The sequence below is a fragment of the Anaerostipes caccae L1-92 genome (genome assembly GCF_014467075.1).
GTDB lineage: Bacteria > Bacillota > Clostridia > Lachnospirales > Lachnospiraceae > Anaerostipes > Anaerostipes caccae.
The window spans coordinates 2,699,368-2,715,104 of sequence record NZ_AP023027.1 but is presented as its reverse complement, the minus strand read 5'-3'; the positions used below and the strand labels follow the sequence as shown (position 1 = coordinate 2,715,104).

At 45.7% G+C, this 15,737-nt stretch carries 16 protein-coding genes; 14 read left to right on the top strand and 2 right to left on the bottom strand.

The window, feature by feature from the left end:
- Positions 1-13: 13 nt before the first annotated feature.
- From ANCC_RS13215 to ANCC_RS13150, 14 genes are all read left to right on the top strand, one after another.
- Complete coding sequence (locus ANCC_RS13215; protein WP_006565630.1) at positions 14-1,345, top strand: tetratricopeptide repeat protein; 1,332 nt, start codon at positions 14-16, stop codon at positions 1,343-1,345.
- A 122-nt stretch (positions 1,346-1,467) separates the two neighbouring features.
- Positions 1,468-1,773: an anti-sigma F factor antagonist gene (gene spoIIAA / locus ANCC_RS13210; protein ID WP_006565629.1), complete on the top strand. Its 306-nt coding sequence runs from the start codon at positions 1,468-1,470 to the stop codon at positions 1,771-1,773.
- Positions 1,774-1,791: 18 nt separating this feature from the next.
- A complete protein-coding gene (gene spoIIAB, locus ANCC_RS13205) occupies positions 1,792-2,205 on the top strand; it encodes an anti-sigma F factor (protein WP_006565628.1) in 414 nt (137 codons plus the stop codon).
- A gap of 9 nt (positions 2,206-2,214) precedes the next feature.
- On the top strand, positions 2,215-2,940 hold the full coding sequence (locus ANCC_RS13200) for a SigB/SigF/SigG family RNA polymerase sigma factor (RefSeq protein WP_006565627.1): 726 nt from the start codon (positions 2,215-2,217) through the stop codon (positions 2,938-2,940).
- A gap of 171 nt (positions 2,941-3,111) precedes the next feature.
- Positions 3,112-4,455, top strand: a complete 1,344-nt coding sequence (rho, locus tag ANCC_RS13195; RefSeq protein ID WP_039946127.1) for a transcription termination factor Rho — start codon at positions 3,112-3,114, stop codon at positions 4,453-4,455.
- Between the two features lie 109 nt (positions 4,456-4,564).
- The gene (gene rpmE, locus ANCC_RS13190; RefSeq protein WP_009290709.1) at positions 4,565-4,765 is read left to right on the top strand and encodes a 50S ribosomal protein L31; all 201 of its coding nucleotides are present in this window, start codon (positions 4,565-4,567) and stop codon (positions 4,763-4,765) included.
- Positions 4,766-4,847: 82 nt separating this feature from the next.
- Positions 4,848-5,780: a DUF1385 domain-containing protein gene (locus tag ANCC_RS13185; protein WP_006565625.1), complete on the top strand. Its 933-nt coding sequence runs from the start codon at positions 4,848-4,850 to the stop codon at positions 5,778-5,780.
- A complete protein-coding gene (gene prmC / locus ANCC_RS13180) occupies positions 5,773-6,609 on the top strand; it encodes a peptide chain release factor N(5)-glutamine methyltransferase (RefSeq protein ID WP_006565624.1) in 837 nt (278 codons plus the stop codon). The genes ANCC_RS13185 and prmC overlap by 8 nt, the downstream gene beginning before the upstream one ends.
- A gap of 11 nt (positions 6,610-6,620) precedes the next feature.
- Positions 6,621-7,694 carry a peptide chain release factor 1 gene (gene prfA / locus ANCC_RS13175; RefSeq protein ID WP_006565623.1) on the top strand — a complete coding sequence of 358 codons (1,074 nt, stop codon included), beginning with the start codon at positions 6,621-6,623 and terminating at the stop codon, positions 7,692-7,694.
- Between the two features lie 2 nt (positions 7,695-7,696).
- Positions 7,697-9,595 carry an NAD(+) synthase gene (locus tag ANCC_RS13170; protein ID WP_006565622.1) on the top strand — a complete coding sequence of 633 codons (1,899 nt, stop codon included), beginning with the start codon at positions 7,697-7,699 and terminating at the stop codon, positions 9,593-9,595.
- A gap of 763 nt (positions 9,596-10,358) precedes the next feature.
- On the top strand, positions 10,359-11,051 hold the full coding sequence (gene deoC / locus ANCC_RS13165; RefSeq protein ID WP_006565618.1) for a deoxyribose-phosphate aldolase: 693 nt from the start codon (positions 10,359-10,361) through the stop codon (positions 11,049-11,051).
- A 13-nt stretch (positions 11,052-11,064) separates the two neighbouring features.
- Positions 11,065-12,078: a Gfo/Idh/MocA family oxidoreductase gene (locus tag ANCC_RS13160; RefSeq protein ID WP_006565617.1), complete on the top strand. Its 1,014-nt coding sequence runs from the start codon at positions 11,065-11,067 to the stop codon at positions 12,076-12,078.
- Between the two features lie 18 nt (positions 12,079-12,096).
- A complete protein-coding gene (locus tag ANCC_RS13155; protein WP_006565616.1) occupies positions 12,097-13,944 on the top strand; it encodes a PTS mannitol transporter subunit IICBA in 1,848 nt (615 codons plus the stop codon).
- 106 nt (positions 13,945-14,050) lie between these two features.
- Positions 14,051-14,815 (top strand): DeoR/GlpR family DNA-binding transcription regulator, encoded by a 765-nt coding sequence (locus ANCC_RS13150; RefSeq protein ID WP_006565615.1) that lies wholly within the window; start codon positions 14,051-14,053, stop codon positions 14,813-14,815.
- 114 nt (positions 14,816-14,929) lie between these two features.
- Here the strand turns inward: ANCC_RS13150 and ANCC_RS13145 are convergent, their stop codons facing one another.
- Both ANCC_RS13145 and ANCC_RS13140 read right to left on the bottom strand, forming a co-directional pair.
- On the bottom strand, positions 14,930-15,133 hold the full coding sequence (locus ANCC_RS13145) for a cold-shock protein (protein ID WP_006565614.1): 204 nt from the start codon (positions 15,131-15,133) through the stop codon (positions 14,930-14,932).
- A 159-nt stretch (positions 15,134-15,292) separates the two neighbouring features.
- The gene (locus tag ANCC_RS13140) at positions 15,293-15,718 is read right to left on the bottom strand and encodes an RNA helicase (RefSeq protein WP_156340221.1); all 426 of its coding nucleotides are present in this window, start codon (positions 15,716-15,718) and stop codon (positions 15,293-15,295) included.
- Positions 15,719-15,737: the final 19 nt, after the last annotated feature.

Sequence of the window (15,737 nt, the reverse complement as noted above, 5' to 3'; positions counted from 1 at the left end):
TAAGGTGGCAGATATGAAGAGTAAGGAAAAGATTAAAAACAGTTCCAAATACTACTACAACCTTGGGCTGGAGAAAGCCAATGCCAACGATCTGACCGGGGCCGTAAAGAACCTGAAAGCTGCGTTGTTTTATGACAAGAACGACATGAACGCCAGGAATCTTTTGGGCTTAGTCTACTATCAGATGGGTGACATCGTCCCTGCCCTGAGCCAGTGGGTCATCAGCAGTAATCTGAAAAAGGAAGAAAATGCGGCCATTGATTATCTGAAAGATGTGCAGGAGAATCCTGTCCAGCTTGACACGGTCAACCAGGTCATTAAAAAGTATAATCAGGCTCTCGTATACGCAAAACAGGGGAATGAAGACCTGGCAATGATCCAGCTGAAAAATGTCGTTTCCATGATGCCGAATTTTATCAATGCACAGCTTCTGATTGCCCTGCTTTCCATCAAAGATGAGAATTATAAAGACGCCCAGAAGGCTTTAAAAAATGTGCTGGAGGTGGACTGCAAAAACCCAAGGGCATTAGAATATCTGCAGGAGACGGAAGCTCTTTTAAAACCTGCGGATATGAAAGCAGAAGACAGCGGTTTGGAGAGTGCAGAAGGGCCGAAGAAAAAGGTTTTAAGCAGCGTTGTAGGAAAATACGAGGAGCTGCCGTCCAACCGCCACCGCATGGTATATATGGTGGGAGGTATTGTGATCGGCGTGCTTGTTTCCCTGGTGCTCTTATATCCGAGCATTAAGAAGGCATCCAGCTACAAGTATTCATCCAAGATTGAAAATTATAAGGAACAGCTTCTTGCCAAAGAGACTCAGTTAAAGAGCAACGAAAAAGACATCAAAGAGGCAAAGGCTGCCGAGGAAAAGGCGAAGAAAGAATTAAAAGAATTTGTCGGAGACAGCAAGACAGAGGGAATCTATGATTCTCTGCTGACAGCCATGCAGTATTACGGCGACCGCCAGTATACGGAGTCTGCCGATGCCCTGCTGAACATCGACAGGGATAAGCTGGAATCAAAGAAGATGAAAGAGATTTATGACGATCTGGAACAGAAGGTTTACCCATATGCGGCCACCGGACTTTACAACAAGGGAATCAGTGCATATAATCAGGGCAACTACAAGGATGCCATCAGCACTTTGAAAAAAGCAATCAAAGTAAAAGACACAAATGTGGGGTCTTATTTCTACCTTGCCAGATCTTATGAGAAAAATGGTGACAAGGACAAAGCCATCAAGGCATACGAGGATGTCATCAAGAAGTTCCCGGGCACCAACAGTGCAAGGAACTCACAGAATTACCTGAATCAATTACAGAACAAACAAGCAAAAAATCTTTAAAACAGCACTTGGGCTGACAAAGAAACCGATAAGACACGAAAGAGAAATATATCCGGAAGATATCAAAACCTTCCGGTGTATTTCTCTTTCATTTTTTTATCATTTAAAGGAGTGAATCATCTATGGCAACAGAATATCAGGTTGAAAACAGGACACTGTATGTAAGGCTTGACGGAGAACTGGATCATCACTTGGCAGAGCGTGTCAGGCATAAATGTGATGTGATCCTGAAGTCATATCCGATCAGGGATATTGAATTTGATTTTAAGAATACCGGTTTTATGGACAGCTCCGGTGTGGGAATGATCCTTGGGCGGTACAAGCAGCTGAAGCCTCTCGGAGGCACGGTGAGCGTGGTAAATGTCAACGATGTGGTTAAACGGATCGTACACATGGCGGGTCTGCACAAGATCATCAATGAGCGATAGGGATAGGGAGGATAAGAGATGATACATTTAGAATTCAACAGCGAATCAGAAAATGAAGGGATCGCAAGAGTGCTGGCAGCAACCTATATGATGAAGTTCGATCCGACGATGGAAGAGATGGCAGATGTGAAAACAGCGGTTTCCGAAGCGGTTACGAACTGTATTGTCCACGGATACGAGGACGATCAGGGAAAGATCTTCATGGATATTTCAAATGAAGGCAGTGTCCTTAAAATCGTCATTGAGGATTTCGGTGTCGGTATTCCGGATGTAAAACAGGCAATGGAACCTATGTATACGACAAAACCTGATGAGGAGCGGACCGGGATGGGATTTTCCTTTATGGAAGCATTCATGGACAAGATCGAAGTCAGCTCTGAGTCAGGAAAAGGAACCAGAGTCATCATGGAAAAGAAAGTCACCGGGAAATAGGCCTTTTATATGGACGAGACAAGAGAATTATTAAAGCTTACGAAAGAAGGAGATCAGGATGCGAGAGAGAAGATCGTGCTTGACAACATGGGGCTGATCTGGAGTGTGGTAAAGCGTTTTACAGGGCGGGGACACGAGCCCGAAGATCTGTTTCAGATTGGGAGCATCGGACTTTTAAAGGCCGTGGACAAGTTTGACCTCTCCTATGATGTAAAATTTTCTACTTATGCGGTGCCGATGATCACCGGGGAGATTAAACGGTTTTTAAGGGATGACGGGATGATCAAGGTCAGCCGTTCCCTGAAGGAGATCGCCTACCAGGTCCGGCAGGCAGGAGAGGCTTTTGCCATGAAGTACAACAGGGAAGCAACGATAGACGAACTCTCCAGGGAGACAAAGATTGCCAGAGATGAGATTGTCGTCGCACTGGAGGCAAACAAAGATGTGGAATCTATTTATCAGCCAAGCTATCAAAGCGACGACAGCCAGGTGCTTTTGGTAGATAAACTGCCAGGCGAGGAAAATGAGTCAGATACTGTCATCAACCATGTGATGCTGGAAGAACTCATGGATACACTGTCCGGAGATGAGAGAGAATTGATCACTATGCGGTACTTCCATGGGAAGACACAGCAGGAAATCGCAAAAAAACTTTCGATTTCCCAGGTACAGGTTTCAAGGATGGAAAAGAAAATATTGCTCCGCATGAGAAAACAAATTCTTGGACATAGTTGAAAATTGTGGTAGTATAATCTAAGAGGGAAATTTCCCTCTTACGATTACAATTCTGTAAAGATCGGTCAGATTACAGGTCATCGGATACATCATCCATTTACCCGCACTGAATATTGCAAATCGAATCAAAACAAGAAACATCTTATGTATTTAAACAAAGGAGAATATTCTATGGTATATGAATCTATGTCTTTGCTCGAACTTCGAAAGGCGGCAAAGGAAAAGAATCTGAAAGGTATCAGCAGTCTGAAAAAGCAGGAGCTGATCGAATATTTAAAAAATAATGACAATGAACATAAACAGAGTGAGCCGGAACAGGAGACGAAAGCAGAGCAGACAAAAGACGTCAGGACAGACCGTGTGCCCAGGGATATAAAAAGCCTGGACAGCGGCAGGAAAGCCAATGGTATACTGGAAGTCCTGCCGGACGGTTATGGATTTATCCGCTGTGAGAATTATCTCCCCGGAGAGAATGATATCTATGTATCACCGACCCAGATCCGGAGGTTTAACTTAAAGTCCGGAGATATCTTAAACGGTGCCATCCGCGTAAAAAGCCAGAGTGAAAAGTTCGGAGCCCTGCTGTTTGTAGAGTCCGTAAACGGATATCGCCCCGAGGCGGCAGCCAGGAGAAAGCATTTTGAAGACCTCACGCCGATCTTTCCGAACCAGAGGCTCAGGCTGGAGACCGAGCGGGCGACGATTCCGATGCGCATGGTGGATCTGCTCTCTCCTGTGGGAAAAGGGCAGAGGGGTATGATCGTATCACCGCCCAAAACAGGAAAGACGACGCTGTTAAAGCAGATGGCTCAGAGCATCAGCCAAAATTATAAAGACATCAAGCTGATCGTACTGCTCATTGACGAGAGACCCGAGGAAGTGACGGATTTTAAAGAATCTGTGGAGGGACAGAACGTGGAGGTCATCTATTCTACGTTTGATGAGCTTCCTGATCATCACAAGAGAGTGTCGGAAATGGTGCTTGAGAGAGCAAAGCGCCTGGTAGAACATAAAGAGGACGTAGTGATCCTCTTGGACAGTATCACAAGACTTGCCAGGGCGTACAACCTCACCGTGCCTCCGAGCGGAAGGACGCTCACAGGAGGGCTTGATCCGGCAGCACTCCACATGCCAAAAAGATTTTTTGGAGCTGCCAGAAATATGAGGGAAGGCGGAAGTCTCACGATCCTTGCGACAGCGCTGGTAGAGACGGGAAGCAAGATGGACGATGTCATCTTCGAGGAGTTTAAGGGAACCGGAAACATGGAGCTTGTACTGAGCCGCCATCTGTCCGAGCGCAGGATCTTCCCTGCGGTGGATATCGCCAAATCCGGTACGAGAAGAGATGATCTGCTGCTTTCCAAAGATGAACAGTCTGTGGTCACCGCACTGCACAAAGAACTGTCCGGAAGCCGTTCAGACGAATTTTTCGAGCAGACACTGAATATGTTCAAACGTTCTAAAAATAATAAGGAATTTATTGAGTTTGCGAAGAAATCTCTGCTGAGAAAATAAGAGAAAAAGTATTTGCATTGTAGAAGATGCTGTGATATAATGAGAAAGCTGTTTAAGAATAAACAAAAGGAATGTTTAAGATAAACTAAGATCAAAGAGGTGAAGAAACATGCGCGAAGGAATCCATCCAGAATACCATCAGGCAAAAGTAGTCTGCAACTGCGGTAACGAATTTGTAACAGGATCTACAAAGGAAGATATCCACGTTGAGATCTGTTCTAAGTGTCATTCTTTTTACACTGGACAACAGAAAGCTACTCAAGCTCGCGGACGTATTGACAAGTTCAATCGTAAGTATGGTACTAAGTAGAAAACATGAAATGATAGGTTGAGGTTGCGAAATCTCAGCCTATTTTGTTGTATAGCTATTTAAAAGGAAGGACGGGCACTATATGAAAGTAAGGATTGGCGGACAGGCGGTCATGGAAGGCGTCATGATGAAAAATGAGGACCGCTATGCAGTTTCCGTGAGAAAACCGGACGGGGAGATCGAGACGAAGACCGAACGGTATACGAGCATATCCGATCGATATCCTGTTCTGAAGCTCCCGGTCCTGCGGGGAGTCGTAAATTTTGCGGAGTCTATGGTGGTCGGCATGAAAACACTCACTTATTCGGCTGACTTCATAGAAGACGGGGAAGAGGAGCCGTCCCGGCTGGAACAGTGGCTGAACCGTCATTTCTCTGAGAAATGGGAAGGGGTCCTCATGGGCGGAATCGTGGTGTTGTCATTTGCCATTGCCATCGGACTGTTCATGGTGCTGCCTTATTTCCTCTCCAACATATTTGAAGGGTTCGGCATGAGCCGTCCGGCTGTTCTGCTGCTGGAGGGTCTGATCCGAGTGGGTATTTTTTTAGGATATATCATTCTCATATCCAGAATGAACGACATCAAACGGGTCTTCATGTACCACGGAGCCGAGCACAAAACGATCAACTGCCTGGAGGCAGGGGAGGATCTCACGCCGGAAAATGTAATGAAATATTCCAGGCTGCACAAGCGGTGCGGTACGAGTTTCCTGTTTTTTGTCATGATCATAAGCATTATATTTTTCTTTTTTATCCGTGTGGACACGGTGTGGCTGAAAGTTGCATTGAGACTTCTGCTGGTCCCGGTGATCGCAGGGGTATCCTATGAGTTTATCCGGCTCGCCGGAAATTCAGACAATCCGGTCATCACGGCGCTCAGCAAGCCGGGGCTGTGTCTTCAGCTTTTAACGACGAAAGAGCCGGATGAGAGCATGATCGAAGTGGCAATCCGGTCAGTGGAGGGTGTTTTTGACTGGAAAACATATCTGGAGAAAGAAAGGAAGAACCGTGAATAGGAAGATTTGGGTCACATACGGGGCGGAAATGCTCCGGGAAGCGGGGATCGATAACCCGGATGGGGAAGCCTGGTATCTGTTTTCCCATTGCTTTTCTTTAAGCCGGGAAGAATACTTATTTTCTATGACTACGCCGGTGGAAGAAGGGGAAGAATTAGAGCAGTACAAGGCTTTGCTGGACCGACGGATCAGCGAGAGGATTCCTCTCCAATACCTGATCGGGACTCAGGATTTTATGGGATATACATTTCGGGTGACCCCGGATGTGCTCATACCAAGGCAGGATACGGAAAGTGTCATCGAGGCGGTTGTGGAAGGAAACTATCCCCATGAAAGCATCCTGGATGTCTGTACAGGCTCCGGGTGTATTGCCATCAGCCTTTGTCTTATGCTGAAGCCGGACGTCTGCATCGGTACAGATATTGATGAAAAGGCCCTGAAAATTGCAAAAGAGAATGGAAGAAGGCTGGCTCCTATGGTAAAATTTAAAAAGAGTGACCTCTTTTCCGGGGTGGACGGTTGTTTTGACCTGATCATTTCCAATCCTCCGTATATTCCTACAAAAGACTGTATGGAACTGATGCCGGAAGTAAAAGACCACGAGCCCATGCTTGCTCTTGACGGAAGAGAGGACGGGCTGTATTTTTACCGAAAGCTTGCAGGGACGGCCCCGAAGCATTTGAACGCCGGAGGCACCCTCGTATTTGAGATCGGTTATGACCAGGGAGCGGCGGTAAAAACGATGATGGAGGAAGCAGGATTTTCCTCTGTGGAGATAAAGAAAGACTTGGCGGGACTTGACCGGATGGTCATCGGAACGCTGGCATAAAGGAGAAGAAGATGTTTGATAAGTTAGAAAGTTTAGTAGAGAGAATGGATACCGTACTCCAGCAGCTCAACGATCCGGATGTGGCCGGAGACCAGAACCGGTTCAGGGATTTGATGAAGGAGCAGAGCGATCTGGCACCTATCGTAGAAAAGTATAAGGAGTATGTACAGGAAAAGCAGAACATTGAGGAAAGTCTGGAACTTCTCGAAGAGGAATCCGATGAGGAGATGAAGGAACTCGCCAAAGAGGAACTTTCCGAGTCCAAAGCGAATGTAGAGCGGCTGGAAGAGGAATTAAAGATTCTTCTGATTCCAAAAGATCCAAATGACGACAAGAACATCATCGTGGAAATACGCGCCGGAGCCGGCGGGGACGAAGCTGCCCTGTTTGCGGCAGACGTGGCCCGCATGTACCGGAGTTATGCGGAAGGACGCCGCTGGAAGGTGGAGACACTGAGTTTTAATGAAAGCGGGATCGGAGGTTTTAAAGAGCTTGTTTTCATGATCTCAGGCCAGGGTGCCTATTCCAGATTTAAATATGAAAGCGGAGTGCACCGTGTGCAGAGAATCCCGGCCACCGAGTCCGGCGGAAGGATTCATACGTCCACTATTACGGTTGCTATTATGCCGGAAGTGGAGGATGTGGAAGTGGAAGTAGATTTAAATGACTGTAAGTTTGACGTATTCCGTGCATCCGGAAACGGAGGACAGTGTGTCAATACGACAGATTCAGCTGTGCGGCTGACTCATCTGCCGACCGGAATCGTTGTATCCTGCCAGGATGAAAAGTCACAGCTTAAGAATAAGGACAAGGCATTGAAGGTGCTGCGCTCCCGTCTGTATGAGCTGGAGCAGCAGAAAGCCCATGACGCAGAGGCAGAAAAGAGAAAGAGCCAGGTGGGAACCGGGGACCGTTCCGAGAAGATCAGAACCTACAATTATCCTCAGGGCCGTGTGACAGATCACAGGATCAAGCTGACCCTCCACAAATTAGATTCTGTCATGAACGGAGATCTGGATGAGCTCATCGACAGTTTAACCGCTGCGGATCAGGCAGCCAAATTAAGTAATATGGAAGAAGAGTAGATATGAAAGATGGTTTTATTAAAGTAGCTGCGGCGACACCGAAGGTGAAAGTCGCAGATCCGGAATATAACACAAAAGAGATCATAAAGATTATCCGGCAGGCAGGAGATGAAGAAGCCAGCCTTCTTGTTTTTTCTGAACTGGCCGTTTCCGGCTATACATGCGGGGACCTGTTTTTGCAGGACCCTCTGCTGGAGGAATCCCTTAAGGGACTCATGGAGATCAAGAAGGAAACAAAAGGGATGGACATGGTCGTCACCGTGGGCTGTCCTCTGGTTGTGGAGCATAAGCTTTATAACTGCGGTGTGTTTTTATTTGACGGACGTATTTTAGGGGTGGTGCCGAAGATCCACCTTCCGAATTACGGAGAGTTTTATGAAGCCAGACATTTTGCAAAAGGAAAAAGAGAGGTAAAGGACATTCTGCTGGACGGGGAGTATGTTCCGTTTGGAGCAAACATCCTGCTGGAATGCACAAATATCCCGGAACTGACCATTGCCATGGAAATCTGTGAGGACCTGTGGGTTCCTCTTCCGCCGAGTACTCATCACGCTTTGGCCGGGGCAACCGTTATCTGTAATCCGTCTGCCAGCGTGGAGACTACCACGAAGGAGGTTTACAGGAGCGCCCTCGTGTCCAATCAGTCTGCAAGACTGCTTTCGGGTTACGTGTATGCCAATGCAGGAGAGGGAGAATCCACAACGGATGTAGTTTACAGCGGACACCATCTGATCTGTGAAAACGGAACCGTGCTGGCAGAGGCGAAGCGGTTTGTAAACGATATTATCTATGCGGACATGGACGTGAAGCGCCTTGTGGCAGAGAGAAGAAAAATGACGACGTTTTTCGAGGAAGATTCTGAGGAATACCGTAGTGTGCCGTTTATTCTTCCGGTAAAAGTAAACCAGATTACAAGAAAGTTTCCAAAGAATCCGTTTGTGCCGTCCAGCAGGGAAGAGCGGGAGAAACGGTGTGATGAGATCTTATCGATTCAGTCTATGGGACTGAAAAAACGTCTGGAACATACGAACTGTACGCATGCGGTGGTGGGAATTTCCGGAGGACTGGACTCTACCCTTGCAGTTTTAGTAACTGTGCGTGCTTTTGATATGCTGGATATTCCAAGGGAAAATATCATTTGCGTCACGATGCCGTGTTTCGGTACGACAGACCGGACATACCAGAATGCAGTATCCCTGATCCATGAATTGGGAGCCACTTTAAAAGAAGTTAATATCGAGAAAGCCGTCAGACAGCATTTTAAAGATATTGAACATGAGGAAGATGTCCACGATGTGACCTATGAAAATTCCCAGGCCCGGGAGAGGACTCAGATCCTCATGGATATCGCCAATAAGTATAACGGCATGGTCATCGGGACCGGCGATATGTCAGAGCTTGCTCTTGGCTGGGCTACCTATAACGGAGACCATATGTCCATGTATGCGGTGAACTGTTCTGTGCCGAAGACTCTGGTGCGCTATCTGGTACTGTATTATGCAGAGACGGTTGAAAATAAAGAGTTATCCGATGTGCTGATGGATGTGCTGGACACCCCGGTAAGCCCGGAACTGCTTCCTCCGGTGGACGGTGTGATCTCGCAGAAGACAGAGGACTTGGTGGGGCCGTATGAACTGCATGATTTCTTCCTATATTATATGTTGAGATTTGGTTTTCCAAAGGCAAAGCTTTACCGAATGGCAAAACTTACTTTTGCAGGGGATTACGACGATGAAACCATACAAAAGTGGCTGGATAAATTCTACTGGCGGTTCTTCAGCCAGCAGTTTAAGCGCTCTTGCCTGCCGGACGGGCCGAAGGTGGGAAGTGTAGCAGTGTCTCCAAGAGGGGATTTGAGAATGCCGAGCGATGCCAGCGTGAATATCTGGCAGAAGTCATAGATAAGGATTGGAGCTGTGCAGAGTTTTGCATGGCTCCTTTTTTTGTTATCAGATAAAATCTTGCTATGGAATGGAAAGATCTCCAGGCAGGTTGGAAAATCGCATTTAGTGCACAAAGTGGGTAAGTCTCTCAAAGAGGAGGATTTTTCCCAATCTCTAAAAGCAGATGAATGCCGGAAAGCCGCATAGAATAAGGGAGGGAAGCTATTTTGGAAAAGATAAGAGAAAAATTTATGGCGGTTGGGAAAAAATTGAGAAAACGTTGATTTTATGCGGAAAGGCGATTATAATGAAAACAAAGAATGGCGGAAAAACGTTGGATAAATAAAAACAAGTGTTGTATTGAAATCTGCCATTGCGCAGGGAATTATAAACTCTATTCCGATAAATAAAAACAAGTGTTGTATTGAAATACCCCATAAGATTCACTTGTCCCATAAGATTCGTTTTGGATAAATAAAAACAAGTGTTGTATTGAAATAATGATACCTGCCTCTGAAATAAAAAAACGTTTTTGATAAATAAAAACAAAAGTTATTTTAGGCATACAGAAAACAAACAGATTTGTGCTGTTGTTGTAATATGATTCATTCAATGAATGAACAGAATTCTGTGGAAATATCCATACACAGAGTTCTTATTTTTTTGTCTTTATTTCTGTGCAATCTTTATTAAGTTTTATTTTCTTTTATTTTTACTTGCAAAATGAAAGTCAATATGATAATATACAAGTACAAAGTAAAAGATAATAAAAGAAAACAAAATGGAGGAGTCAGAAATGAAGTTAAGTGCAGATCAAATAGCAGGCATGGTAGACCACACAAATCTCAAAGCCTTTGCCGATGAAGCAATGTTCGAAAAATTATGCAGCGAAGCCAGAGAATATGGTTTTAAGATGGTAGCCATAAATCCTGCACAGACAGAGCGGTGCAAACGCCTTTTGGAAGGATGTCCGGTTCACGTAGGGGCAGCCATAGGATTTCCGCTGGGACAGACAACACTGGAATGTAAAGTATTTGAGACAAAGGATGCCATCGAAAAAGGCGCAGACGAGATCGACTATGTCATCAACATTGCGGAATTAAAGAACAAAAATTATGATTACATAAAAAAAGAGATGGAAGAGATCGTGGCAGAGTGCCGAAAAGCCGGAGTAATCAGCAAGGTCATCTTTGAAAACTGCTATCTGACCGATGAAGAAAAGGTGAAAGTAGCTGAAATAGCAAAAGAAGTAAAACCTGATTTTATTAAGACATCAACCGGGTTTGGAACAGGCGGGGCTACACCGGAAGATGTGAAGCTTATGAAGACCACAGTTGGTGATGAAGTGAAAGTCAAGGCTGCCGGGGGAATCAGGGACTTAAAGACCGCACTTCAGATGATTGAAGCGGGAGCAGAGCGTCTGGGAACAAGTGCAGGAGTGGAAATTGTGGAAGAATTAAAAAAACAGGACTGAAGAGGTGGACAAAATGAAGAAAGTTAAAGTGTGTTTGATCGGTTCCGGAAGAGCAGGGATGATTCATGCAAGAAATATGGCGGGAAGTGTTCCGGGCGGTGAGATTTATGCCACCTGTGACCCGGACATCAGTGCAGCCAAAGCCGCGGCAGAGGAGCTTGGAATTGAGACTTATTACCAGGACTATACGGAAGCGCTCAGTGATGAACAGATTGATGCGGTAATCATTGCCTGCCCGACCAAATATCACAGAGAAATCGCGGTGGCTGCGGCTAATGAGGGAAAACACATTTTCTGTGAAAAGCCTATGGCGATGAATGAAGAAGAGTGTGATGAGATGATCAAGGCCGCAGTGGACAACGGCGTAAAGCTCCAGATCGGATTTATGAGGCGGTTTGACGACAGCTTCAGAGAAGCCAAAAAAATGATCGAAGAGGGAGAAATCGGAGATGTTGTCCTGGTGAAATCTCACACGAGAGGACCGAGCAAGCCCCGTGAGTGGATGTATGACATTGAAAAGAGCAACGGCCCTCTGGCGGAGGTGTGCAGTCATGACATTGACACGGTACGGTGGTTTGCAGGAAGTGAATTAAAGAGTGTCTATGCATTGGGAGGGAATTTCCGGAATAAAGAAATCGCAGACCAGTATCCGGACTTTTATGACAACGTGATCGTGAATGCGGAATTTGAAAACGGAGTGCACGCCTGCATTGAGGGAGCGCAGTATGTGCAGTATGGCTACGATGCCAGAGTCGAGATCCTTGGCACAAAAGGGGTGATCTGTATCGGGGATATGCATGAAAAGAAGATTACAAGTGCCAATGAAACCCACGAACTCAAGAGACCTTCAATGCACAGCTGGACTCATCTGTTCAAGGATGCGTACCTTTTGGAAGACAGAAGTTTTGTCGAAGCGATTTTAAATGACAGCGAAGTGGAATGCAGCGGCCATGACGGAAAAATGGCAGTGAAAATTGTGAAGGCGGGGAATGAATCAATTGTACAGAAGAAAATAGTGAAGTTATAAGAAGGATAGGAGGAAATTATGGGAAATGAAGCGACAGGATTCCGTGCCAGGATCCAGAAGTTCGGAGGAGTTTTAAGCGGCATGGTAATGCCGAATATCGGGGCGTTTATCACTTGGGGACTGATTACGGCAATGTTTTTAAAGACAGGCTGGTTTCCAAATGAAAAGATTGCCGTACTGATCGATCCGATGTTAAAGTATCTGCTTCCTACTTTGATCGGTTATACGGGAGGAAAGAACTTTTACGGCGACCGCGGCGGTGTCATCGGTGCGGCAGCTACCATGGGAGTTATCGTAGGATCTGATATTCCGATGTTTATGGGAGCCATGATTATGGGACCTTTGGCAGCTCTCTGTATGAAACAGGTGGACCGTTTGTTTGAAGGCAGGGTAAAACCGGGATTTGAAATGATCGTCAACAATTTTTCCTGCGGGATTCTTGGAATCTTCTTAGTGCTGGCAGCATTTTTTGCGATCGGACCGTTTGTACAGGTATTAAACCATGTGATGTCTGCCGGAGTTAATGTCATCATCGATCACGGCCTTACACCTTTTGCGAGTATTTTTATTGAGCCTGCGAAGGTTCTGTTTCTTAACAATGCGATTAACCACGGAATTCTTGGACCTCTGGGAATCACCCAGGCGGCAGAGGCAGGAAAATCAATCTTATTTATCCTGGAGCCGAATCCGGGTCCAGGAGTGGGCGTTTTGCTGGCCTATACATTCTTTGGTACAGGAACAGCGAAAAAGACGGCGCCTGGTGTAGCAATCATCCATGCATTCGGTGGAATCCATGAACCTTATTTTCCATATATCCTCATGAAGCCTCAGATGATCCTTGCATCTATCTGCGGTGCGGTGTCAGGAAACTTTATTTTCCAGATGTTTAACTGCGGATTGGTGGCAACCGCTTCACCGGGAAGTTACTTTTCCGTGCTGGCAGTGGCGCCGAAATCTGACTATCTTCCGATCATTGCCGGAATGCTCGTATCCACTGCCGTATCATTTGGGGTCGGCGCATTCATCCTGAGGCTCTGCCGTGATTCTGATGAAGAAGCACTCCAGAAGGCAGTGGCAAAGAAAGACTCTATGAAGGCAGAAGGCACAGGCGGCGGAGGCCGTATCGGAGCGCAGGAAGTCATTGATTTCACAGGGAAAGTCATCAAAAAAGTATATGTGGCATGTGACGCCGGAATGGGTTCCAGTGCCATGGGAGCATCTATACTCAAAGATAAGGCAAAACAGGCAGGCCTCGATATTGAGGTGAAAAACGTGGCAATCCCCAATCTTCCGGCAGATGTGGATGTGGTTGTTACCCATGAATCACTGACGGAGCGGGCTATGAGAGAGCGCCCGGAGGCGGTACATATCTCCGTGGATAACTTTCTTTCCAGTCCAAAGTACGATGAGATCGTAAAAAAACTGACAGAGGCAAAAAATCCTCTTCCGGTACTGAAAAAGGAAAATATCAAAGTCACAGATCAGCCAAAAACAAAAGAAGATGCAATTCATATGATTGCGCAGATGCTTTTAAAGGACGGATATGTCACAGAAAGCTATGAGAAGGGCATGCTTTTGAGGGAAAAAGAAAATCCGACCAATCTGGGCAATGGAATCGCTATCCCGCACGGTGTTCTTGAAGCCAAGAAGGAAATTAAAGCATCGGGTATCGCTGCATTAATCGTACCGGATGGAATCGTCTGGAATGACGAGACAGTGAGGCTGGTGATCGGGATCGCAGGAGCCGACCAGGAACACCTGTCCATTCTTTCAAATGTCGCACTTACTCTGAATGAGGAGGAGGCAGTAAGAAAGATTGTAGACGGCAGAGACGCAGATGAACTGTATCATATTTTGACAAAATAGCAGAAGCAAAGCTGCGGGGGCGGTAGTTCCCGCGGCTTTTCCTTTTGAGGCCTCTGTGCTATAATTTATCTAAACATAAAGTACACAGAGAGCACGGAGGGATCGCATGTTTGCAGAAGAAAGAAAAGAAAAGATCATGGAGCTTTTAAGGCAGAATAAGAGGACAAGCATCGGGGAGCTCACCGAAATGTTTCAGGTCAGCGGGACAACGATCCGTACTTATCTCACAGAGCTTGAAAAGGCTGGAAAACTCGTCCGGACACACGGAGGAGCCATGCTGAATGAGGATGTCCTGGACATGGAGGAGTCCATCTCCGCGAGAAAAGATAAACGGATGGAAGAGAAGCAGAAGATTGCAAAGGCTGCCAGAGCAATGATCGAAGACGGCGACATGATCCTTCTGGACAGCGGGACGACGACACTGGAACTTGCCAAGCTCTTAAAGGATGCAAATAATCTTACGGTGGTGACCAATGACCTTCAAATCGCTTTGGAACTTCAGAGACATCAGGGGATTTATCTTATATTTTTAGGCGGTCATGTGAGAAACTATTTTGAATGTACGGTGGGCAGTATGGGACTTAAATTTTTGGAAAATCTGTCTGCAGATAAGGCTTTTATGTCTGCCAATGCCCTGTCCCTGGCCAAAGGTGCCACTACTCCAAATTTGGAACAGGCAGAGATCAAGAAAGGAATGATGGGGATCGCAGAGCGGAAATATCTGATCTGCGACAGTTCAAAAATCGGAAAGCGTACCATCTGTTCCTATGCAAAAGCGGAGGAGTTTCACCGTCTGATCACCGATGCACAGATACCGGACCATGCAAAGGAGGCCCTGGAAAAGCAAGGAATAGAAGTGGTTTGTTCCTGACAGGATAAGGAGGAAAGTCCGCACAATTTTATATAAAATAAAAAATCCCGCAGACAGTGGTGCACACCGTCTGTGGGATTCTTGCAAAATCTATTTAATTCAAAAAGAAAAAGATTAAGCTAATTTGGATACGTTCTCAGCCTGTTTTCCGCGAGGTCCTTCTGCGATTTCAAAGCTAACCTGCTGTCCTTCTTCTAAAGTCTTGAATCCATCACCAGAGATTGCTGAGAAGTGTACGAATACATCGTCTCCGCCTTCCTGAGAAATAAATCCGTAACCTTTTTCTGAGTTAAACCATTTTACTGTACCAGTGTTCATTTGGGTACCTCCATTAAAAATAAAAAATTAACATTACTTTCATTATCAGTAAAATAAAAAGATCACGGTCCAGAGGATACATAGCAATGTAACATCTACCCGGACGTGATCTATACATTCACTAATAACAGTAATTATCATACCACAATCATTGTTTTTTTACAAATACTTTTTTAAACTATCGATACTTTCTTCGTAGAGTTTTACAAGATCAGTTGACATCGACAAATTGTCCTTGGAAGCGTCACAATTTTTGTGGGAGCTCTGGATCAGCTGGATCATTCCCATGGTATATCCCTGGATGGACATTTCCGCTAAATGGCTTGTGGATTTATCTGCGATGGCCTTCATCTTAGTCATCCATTCCGCATATTTTTTCTGGATTTCTCCGATTTCTTCCGGCTGCTGCATATCCTTTGTCATAGCCTGTTTGACTCTTGAGAAAAAGTCCTGGAACTGCTGTTCCTGCTGTTCCAAACAACCTTTCAGATCACAGTCTGTGGTGGCCTGTGTTAGCTCCGGCATGGTATTTAACACCATCTGAAGATTTTGATACATCTCGTTTAATAAATTCTGGTTATCCATAATGAAACTCCTTTCAAAT

Excerpts from the sequence above, each read along its gene's own strand:
- ANCC_RS13215 (WP_006565630.1), top strand. The coding sequence starts at position 14 with ATGAAGAGTAAGGAAAAGATTAAAAACAGTTCCAAATACTACTACAAC.
- spoIIAA (WP_006565629.1), top strand. The coding sequence starts at position 1,468 with ATGGCAACAGAATATCAGGTTGAAAACAGGACACTGTATGTAAGGCTT.
- spoIIAB (WP_006565628.1), top strand. The coding sequence starts at position 1,792 with ATGATACATTTAGAATTCAACAGCGAATCAGAAAATGAAGGGATCGCA.
- ANCC_RS13200 (WP_006565627.1), top strand. The coding sequence starts at position 2,215 with ATGGACGAGACAAGAGAATTATTAAAGCTTACGAAAGAAGGAGATCAG.
- rho (WP_039946127.1), top strand. The coding sequence starts at position 3,112 with ATGGTATATGAATCTATGTCTTTGCTCGAACTTCGAAAGGCGGCAAAG.
- rpmE (WP_009290709.1), top strand. The coding sequence starts at position 4,565 with ATGCGCGAAGGAATCCATCCAGAATACCATCAGGCAAAAGTAGTCTGC.
- ANCC_RS13185 (WP_006565625.1), top strand. The coding sequence starts at position 4,848 with ATGAAAGTAAGGATTGGCGGACAGGCGGTCATGGAAGGCGTCATGATG.
- prfA (WP_006565623.1), top strand. The coding sequence starts at position 6,621 with ATGTTTGATAAGTTAGAAAGTTTAGTAGAGAGAATGGATACCGTACTC.
- ANCC_RS13170 (WP_006565622.1), top strand. The coding sequence starts at position 7,697 with ATGAAAGATGGTTTTATTAAAGTAGCTGCGGCGACACCGAAGGTGAAA.
- deoC (WP_006565618.1), top strand. The coding sequence starts at position 10,359 with ATGGAGGAGTCAGAAATGAAGTTAAGTGCAGATCAAATAGCAGGCATG.
- ANCC_RS13160 (WP_006565617.1), top strand. The coding sequence starts at position 11,065 with ATGAAGAAAGTTAAAGTGTGTTTGATCGGTTCCGGAAGAGCAGGGATG.
- ANCC_RS13155 (WP_006565616.1), top strand. The coding sequence starts at position 12,097 with ATGGGAAATGAAGCGACAGGATTCCGTGCCAGGATCCAGAAGTTCGGA.
- ANCC_RS13150 (WP_006565615.1), top strand. The coding sequence starts at position 14,051 with ATGTTTGCAGAAGAAAGAAAAGAAAAGATCATGGAGCTTTTAAGGCAG.
- ANCC_RS13145 (WP_006565614.1), bottom strand. The coding sequence starts at position 15,133 with ATGAACACTGGTACAGTAAAATGGTTTAACTCAGAAAAAGGTTACGGA.
- ANCC_RS13140 (WP_156340221.1), bottom strand. The coding sequence starts at position 15,718 with ATGGATAACCAGAATTTATTAAACGAGATGTATCAAAATCTTCAGATG.